The sequence below is a fragment of the uncultured Agitococcus sp. genome (genome assembly GCF_937920075.1).
Taxonomy (GTDB): domain Bacteria; phylum Pseudomonadota; class Gammaproteobacteria; order Pseudomonadales; family Moraxellaceae; genus Agitococcus.
Map to the genome: position 1 here is coordinate 39,639 of NZ_CALETI010000445.1, position 7,142 is coordinate 46,780.

Consider the following 7,142-nt stretch of genomic DNA (forward strand, 5'->3'; position numbering starts at 1 on the left):
AGGACTTAGAACATCAATTTTTCATCAACAAAGATTATACAAATCAGATAAATAGCCGACAAAGTGTTTATTTAATAAAAATAAACAGCCACTTTATTGGCTTAATCCTCTAATAATTTATGCGGATTTAGACGCTTATCTACATCAAAATGGCTTGCCAATGTTTTTAATACAGACATACCCAATACACCTTTTTCGGCAGGTAAATAGGGTGCATGATCTTGACCAACACCATGTTGATGACTAATAGTGCCACCGTGCTTAATGATTTGTGCTGATGCTGCTGCCTTTAATTTTTGCCAACGAGCATAGGTTTGTTGATAATTGCCCGCCACTCTATAAACATAAGTGGTATAAATACTCGATCCTTGACCATAAACATGCGATAAATGACTAAAAGCCAATACATGCTCATTCTCATCTTGTAATGCGAAACGTAAAGCTTGTTCAACATCAGTCATATATGGCGTCACTTTATGCCAATCAACTGCCGTTTCTAGGGTATCCACTGCATATCCCAAATACCATAAAGCTTCTCGTAAATAGGGAGCACGGAAACGATTTTGCGCCCAGCGTTTGCCCAACACTTGACCTGTTGCCACACAATCAAACTCTTTAAGAATTCGGGTTACTTCGTTACGCGCAAACTTAATTCGTTGGTCACTACCCGTAAAACCGATAGTTAACATACATTTACCTGCGCCAACACCACGCCAGTTTAGCACTTTTTCTAAACCCGCAATGGCTAAGGCATGGCCTGCTAAAATCAGTTGAGTACGAGTTTCTTCTCCATTACTCAAACGCACCATAGACAAGGGAATTTTTTGTTGGACTAATTCACGTACTGCTGCTTTAGCTTTTGCCCAATCAGGCACAAAATAAACACAAAACACTTCTTTGTTTGGCGTACGGCTAACACGAACAACAGCTTCAGTAATGACACCAAAACGCCCTTCTGACCCCATAATTATTTCACGAATATCTGGGCCAGCACTAGACGCAGGCATCGTTGGAATATCTAAAGTACCCTCTAAGGTTTCAACACGTCCGCCAGCAAATAACTGCTCAATACGACCATAATGCAATGATTGTTGACCACTAGAACGACTAGCAATCCAACCACCCAAAGTAGATAATTCAAATGATTGAGGATAATGCCCTAATGTATAACCATGCGGTTTTAATAAGGCTTCAACTTGCGGACCGTTTGCACCTGCCCCAATTGTTGCTAATTGAGAAGCTTCATCTAAGGCGATCAATTGATTTAATCGCGCTAATGACAAGGTTAAAATGGGCCGTTCGTCAGCAATAGGGTTAATATGACCAACAACAGAAGTACCGCCACCATAAGGAATCACTACCCAATTATGAGTTTTGGCAAGAGCTAATAACTCCGCAACTTGTTGGCTATTTGTGGGAAAGGCAACGCCATCTGGAAAAACGGGAATCTCACCTGAACGCCATGCCAACCAATCAGGCAAACTTTGACCACGCGCATGGCGAACTCGATCTTCAGCGTCTATAGAAATTAATGGATGTTTAGGTAACCGTGTGACAGGAACTTTTGCCATCACCTCTGCTAAAGTCGCATCAGCTAAGGCAGTTGACTGGCCAATAAGCTCTTGTAAAAATTGGGCTGCTTTGGCATTAATTGCCATTTTAGTTTCACTATCACCCCAACTATTCCACTGACGCATACCGTACCTCAACAATAAGTTAACTTAGACTGATCGACACATCGATAAAAACCAAAGGTCATTTAAGCTAATCGGCTCGCTGTACGTCTAACACTCATAATACTAGCCAACATACGCTCACCAATCGCGGTCATCTGCCACCATTGTTTGAGATCGTTCTCTCGTGAAACACGTTGAATATATCCTAAGACTCTAAATTGCATTTTTATGGCATTAAATGTTGCAGGCGTAATTTGTACATCAACAACGGCATGAGTTTTAGGATATTCGCTTTGTATTTCAGCTAAGGCATTCTTTTGTAAGCGTTCATTTAACTTAGCAGCCATAAACTCTTCTGTTTGAGCTTGCAATAAGTTGGAGCCAAAACTAACCAATAACTCGTTCCATGATAGGCGAGTTTTGCCAAATACATCTTGACAGTTGCCGCCAGCATAGGCTTTACACTTGTATTGAATGTCAAATAAGTCTTCACCTTTGGCTAAGGTTTCTGGGCTATTGACACCAGCACTTAACCATTTTTCTTTTTCAGCCTCTAACTCTTTGACACGTCTTTTTAGGGCTTCACACTCTTTTTCTAGTGCAGAATTAGAAACTGTACTTGTGGCACCAGTACTCGCTCCTTTAATGACTCTTGACCAACCAACAGTTGGGTATTTACGAATTAAAGCTGGAATAGCATTATGTAAGGCATGACTTAAATCTTTAACATCACGCCAATAAACGATATTGTCACGCTCGCGCTGCAACACTTTACGAAAATCATTAAATTTTAATTTTCCTTCAATGCTTTGCTCTTGAAACTCTGTAGAGCGAGTTTCTGGGGCTTCATGCATCAATACCAACATTGGCTTTTGTTTGGTCGCAGCGTAAACATACTCCATATGGGTATAACTGACACCAGAGGGCATTAGTGAACCATAACGACTGCCAACAATAAGCAAATAATAATCACATTCATCAATTCGACGGCGAATATTAACCATGGTACTTAGACTTTGCGTGTGAGCTTCAAAGGTACTTGGTAAACATCCTAGCGATGGTAAGGTCTGCAATAACATACCTCGCTCTTCACGCAAGTCCATATAGGTCGCACTGATAAAAACTTGGTAGCGTTTATCGGTCACAATTAAACTTCCTAAAAATGTAGCAATATATAGCTATTAAATTTGAATACTAATTTTTTAAAACCTAGGCTCTCGCTTAAAAAACACTGGTTGCAGCACAATCCATAGGTTTTATATTTTTACTCATTACTGAGTTTGGCAAATACTTTTAAAGCATTGACAAACAAAAATTCAGATTTTTTAAATTATATCTAATCAACACATCAGAAGCTTACGATAACTTTAGCAAGCAAACTATAGCAATCCATTTTGAACATTTTTTTTGCAAACTAGTTACCATACTTTTGCTTTATATAATAAGCTTGTAACTTTAAGACAATACCACTAAGCATCAAAATTGGCTAGATATAGATGCTGCTAAACCATCTTAGCCTAATGAGATTTTTTGAGCATCTATACTTTGACCTAAAAATAAACTGGCTAATTGACTAAATGTTTCGGGATTATCTGTGGTTAAAAACTGACGTTGAGTAAATTGAGAACAACGTTTAGCCATCTCAGTATGTCGCTGCAAATAATCCTTTAGACTATGAGCAACCACCTCTCCTTGAGATAATACCTGTATATGACTTGGCAAGTATTGACGTATTTTATTGATTAATAAAGGATAATGAGTACATCCCAAAATAATTGTATCAATTTTTTCACTTTGAGCAAAAAGTAATGCTAAATCGCGTTTCACAAAAAAATCTGCCCCATCACCTTGATATTCACCATTTTCCACCAATGGTACCCACATTGGGCAAGCTTGCTGAAACACTTGAATACTAGGAAATAACTTATTGATTTCTAAACGATAGGATTCCGAATTAACCGTACCTGTTGTTCCTAAGACTCCTACATGTCCTGTTTTAGTTAATAAGCCAACTTGCTCAACACTAGGTCGTATTACACCTAAAACACGTTTAGATGCATCCAATAATGGTAAATCATGCTGTTGAATGGTGCGTAATGCTTTGGCGGATGCCGTATTACACGCCAAAATAACTAATGGACATCCTGCATCAAATAAGTAGCGAACACATTCGAAGGTAAATTCATACACGGTTTGATAGGAGCGTGTGCCATAAGGGGTACGGGCATTATCGCCCAAATATAAGTAGTCGTATTGTGGCAAATGCTGTAATAACTCTTTTAAAACCGTCAAACCACCATACCCCGAATCAAACACACCAATGGGTGCAGAACTGGCTGACAGCATAGAATTACCCTAAAAACAAATTTTAGCCATAAAAAAAGCCGATTGTAAAATCGGCTTTTAAAAATTTGGAGCGGGAAACGAGACTCGAACTCGCGACCCTAACCTTGGCAAGGTTATGCTCTACCAACTGAGCTATTCCCGCTTATTTACTTAACGACGTTGTCATCAAGTAGGCGCGCATTATAGGCCATTTAAATTATAGGTCAAGCATCAAAATGGCTTTTTTTACATTTTGATATCAACCGCTTATTTTTCAGCCTCTACGCCATGTTGTGCCTTGGCGAGAGTCCTCCAAAATAATACCTTTTGCCAATAAATCGGCACGGATTTTATCTGACCGAGCAAAGTCTTTGGCTTTTTTGGCATCAGCTCGTGCTTGAATTAAGGCGTCAATCTCGGCATCACTCAAACCATCTTGAGCAAAGCCTTGCAAAAACTTTTCGGGATTATCTTGCAATAAACCTAAAATAGCCGCTAATTCGCGTAAACGTCCTGCTAAACCAGCAGCAACTGTGGTTTCACCCGCTTTTTCAGCGCGATTAACTTCACGTGCTAATTCATACAAAACTGCTAAAGCTTCTGGTGTATTAAAGTCATCGTCCATGGCACTATTAAAACGAGTCACAAACTCCTCACCACCTTGGGCAGTAACCACAGGTAAGCCTTTTAAAGTGTGATAAAAACGCTCTAAGGCACTTTTGGCTTGTTGCAAAGCTGCATCCGAAAAGTTTAACGGACTACGATAATGACTAGCAACAATAAAATAGCGTAACACTTCAGGCGCAAATAGTTTTAACACTTCACGAATGGTAAAAAAATTGTTGAGTGATTTAGACATTTTTTCGTCATCAACCAACACAAAACCGACGTGCATCCATGTATTTACATACTTTTCACCTGTTGCTCCTTCAGATTGGGCAATTTCATTTTCATGATGCGGAAACTGTAAATCACCACCGCCACCATGAATATCAAAATGATTACCCAAGCAGCACGTTGACATTGCAGAGCACTCAATGTGCCAACCAGGTCTGCCATTACCCCACGGAGACAACCATGCTGGCTCATTGGCTTTTGCTGCTTTCCACAACACAAAATCCATCGGATTTTTTTTAACTTCATCAACCTCAACACGCGCCCCTGCTTGCAAATCCTCTAAATTTTTATGCGATAAACGCCCATAAGAAGCAAATTTATTGACTTGATAATAAACATCACCATTCGCAGCAGGATATGCAAAACCATTATCGACCAATTTTTGTACCATATTAATAATTTCTGGCACAAACTCGGTGGCTTTGGGTTCTTGATTAGGTTTAATCACGCCTAATGCGGCTGCATCTTCATCCATGGCCGCAATATAACGTGCCGTCAAAGCCTCAATCGACTCACCATTTTCATTGGCACGTTTGATAATTTTGTCATCAATATCGGTAATATTACGCACATATTCGACTTGATAACCACGCTCACGTAAATAACGGGTAATCACATCAAACGACACTAACACTCGTGCATGACCAATATGACAATAATCATAAACCGTCATACCACAAACATACATTTTGATATGACCTTCTTGTAAAGGTTTAAAATTTTCTTTTTGGCGAGTTTCGGTGTTAAAAATCGTTAACATACGATGATGTTTCCTAAAAATTTGCAAAATAGTCAATGATTATAAATCAGTTATTACATAAAGCTCTACCATACTGGCGCAGAGTTAGCGATAATTGCTGGCTTTAGACTTATGTGGCTCACGATTTTATCGTAATCACTCCATTCTTGACACATAAGCCCCCATGTTTTGCTTTGCTATAGGATATGTCGACATGACCTTTGATTTTATTGCAGCAGGTCAACAAGTAATTGCCACCGAGCAAGCTGCTTTAGAGACTCTTAAACCTTTTATTAATCATGATTTTCAACAAGCATGTCAGTTAATTTTGGAGTGTAAAGGTCGAGTTGTGGTCATGGGTATGGGCAAATCGGGTCATATTGGCAATAAAATTGCTGCAACCTTAGCCTCAACAGGAACGCCCTCGTTTTTTGTTCACCCAGCCGAAGCAAGTCATGGTGACTTAGGCATGATTACCGCACAAGATGTCGTTATCGCTATTTCTAACTCGGGTGAAGCACACGAAATTTTGAGTATTTTACCTGTTTTAAAACGCTTACATATTCCATTAATTAGCATTACTGCCAATGGTCAATCTAGTTTGGCACAATTTGCCAATATTAGTTTAGAGATTGGCAAAAGTGTCGAAGCCTGCCCATTAGGTTTAGCGCCAACCTCTAGCACCACCGCCACCTTAGTATTAGGTGATGCTTTAGCCGTTGCCTTACTCGCTGCTCGTGGTTTTACTGCTGAAGATTTTGCCCTTTCCCATCCTGGTGGAGCTTTAGGCAGAAAGCTGTTATTGCGTGTTGCTGATTTAATGCACAGTGGCGATAATGTGCCGATTGTCCAAGAACAAACTCTGATTCGTGATGCCCTATTAGAAATTAGCCGCAAAGGTTTGGGCATGACGGCTGTTGTTAACCAACAAGGTCAACTGACGGGCATTTATACCGATGGTGACTTACGTCGTACCCTTGATTTAGAAGTGGATATTCGTACCTCCCCGATTGTGCAAGTGATGAGCAAAAATCCTAAAACCATTCGTCAACATTTATTAGCGGCTGAAGCTGTTGCCTTAATGGAAGAGAAAAAGATTAATGGTGTCATTGTTGTTGATGAACAACACAAACCGATTGGCGCATTAAACATGCACGATTTACTCAAAGCTGGAGTTGTTTAAATGGCTGCTGTCCGTATTACCGAAAAAGCCCGTGCCGTTCGTTTATTAGTGTTAGACGTAGACGGTGTTTTAACTGATGGCCGTTTATATTTTAGCGAAGATGGCCAAGAGTTAAAAACCTTTGATACACAAGACGGTCATGGCATCAAAATGTTGCAACAAGCCGGTATTCAATGTGCCATTATTACTGGCCGAAACACCCAATTAGTGGCAAGACGTGCTGCCAATTTAGGCATTAAACATTTATTGCAAGGTCGTGAAGATAAAGGCGTGGCACTCAGCGCATTAAGCCAAGAATTAGCCATTCCTTTAGATGAAATTG

6 protein-coding genes and 1 tRNA gene are annotated in these 7,142 nt (G+C 39.8%); 2 read left to right on the forward strand and 5 right to left on the reverse strand.

All coding sequences use genetic code 11. The features are described from left to right. Window positions 1–101: 101 nt before the first annotated feature. From Q0212_RS15180 to cysS, 5 genes are all read right to left on the reverse strand, one after another. Window positions 102–1,697 (reverse strand): FAD-binding oxidoreductase, encoded by a 1,596-nt coding sequence (locus Q0212_RS15180; protein WP_297927071.1) that lies wholly within the window; start codon window positions 1,695–1,697, stop codon window positions 102–104. A 62-nt stretch (window positions 1,698–1,759) separates the two neighbouring features. Continuing rightward, on the reverse strand, window positions 1,760–2,821 hold the full coding sequence (locus Q0212_RS15185; RefSeq protein ID WP_297927073.1) for a DUF4062 domain-containing protein: 1,062 nt from the start codon (window positions 2,819–2,821) through the stop codon (window positions 1,760–1,762). A gap of 367 nt (window positions 2,822–3,188) precedes the next feature. Then, entirely contained in the window at window positions 3,189–4,022 is an 834-nt protein-coding gene (gene murI / locus Q0212_RS15190) for a glutamate racemase (protein WP_297927075.1), read from the reverse strand. A 66-nt stretch (window positions 4,023–4,088) separates the two neighbouring features. After that, a tRNA-Gly gene (locus Q0212_RS15195) sits at window positions 4,089–4,164 on the reverse strand. A 111-nt stretch (window positions 4,165–4,275) separates the two neighbouring features. Next, window positions 4,276–5,658: a cysteine--tRNA ligase gene (gene cysS, locus Q0212_RS15200; RefSeq protein WP_297927077.1), complete on the reverse strand. Its 1,383-nt coding sequence runs from the start codon at window positions 5,656–5,658 to the stop codon at window positions 4,276–4,278. 193 nt (window positions 5,659–5,851) lie between these two features. Here cysS and Q0212_RS15205 point away from each other — a divergent pair, with 193 nt between their 5' ends. Both Q0212_RS15205 and Q0212_RS15210 read left to right on the forward strand, forming a co-directional pair. Further along, window positions 5,852–6,820 carry a KpsF/GutQ family sugar-phosphate isomerase gene (locus tag Q0212_RS15205; protein ID WP_297927079.1) on the forward strand — a complete coding sequence of 323 codons (969 nt, stop codon included), beginning with the start codon at window positions 5,852–5,854 and terminating at the stop codon, window positions 6,818–6,820. Next, on the forward strand, window positions 6,821–7,142 hold a 322-nt coding region (locus tag Q0212_RS15210), incomplete at its 3' end, for a KdsC family phosphatase (protein WP_367176050.1).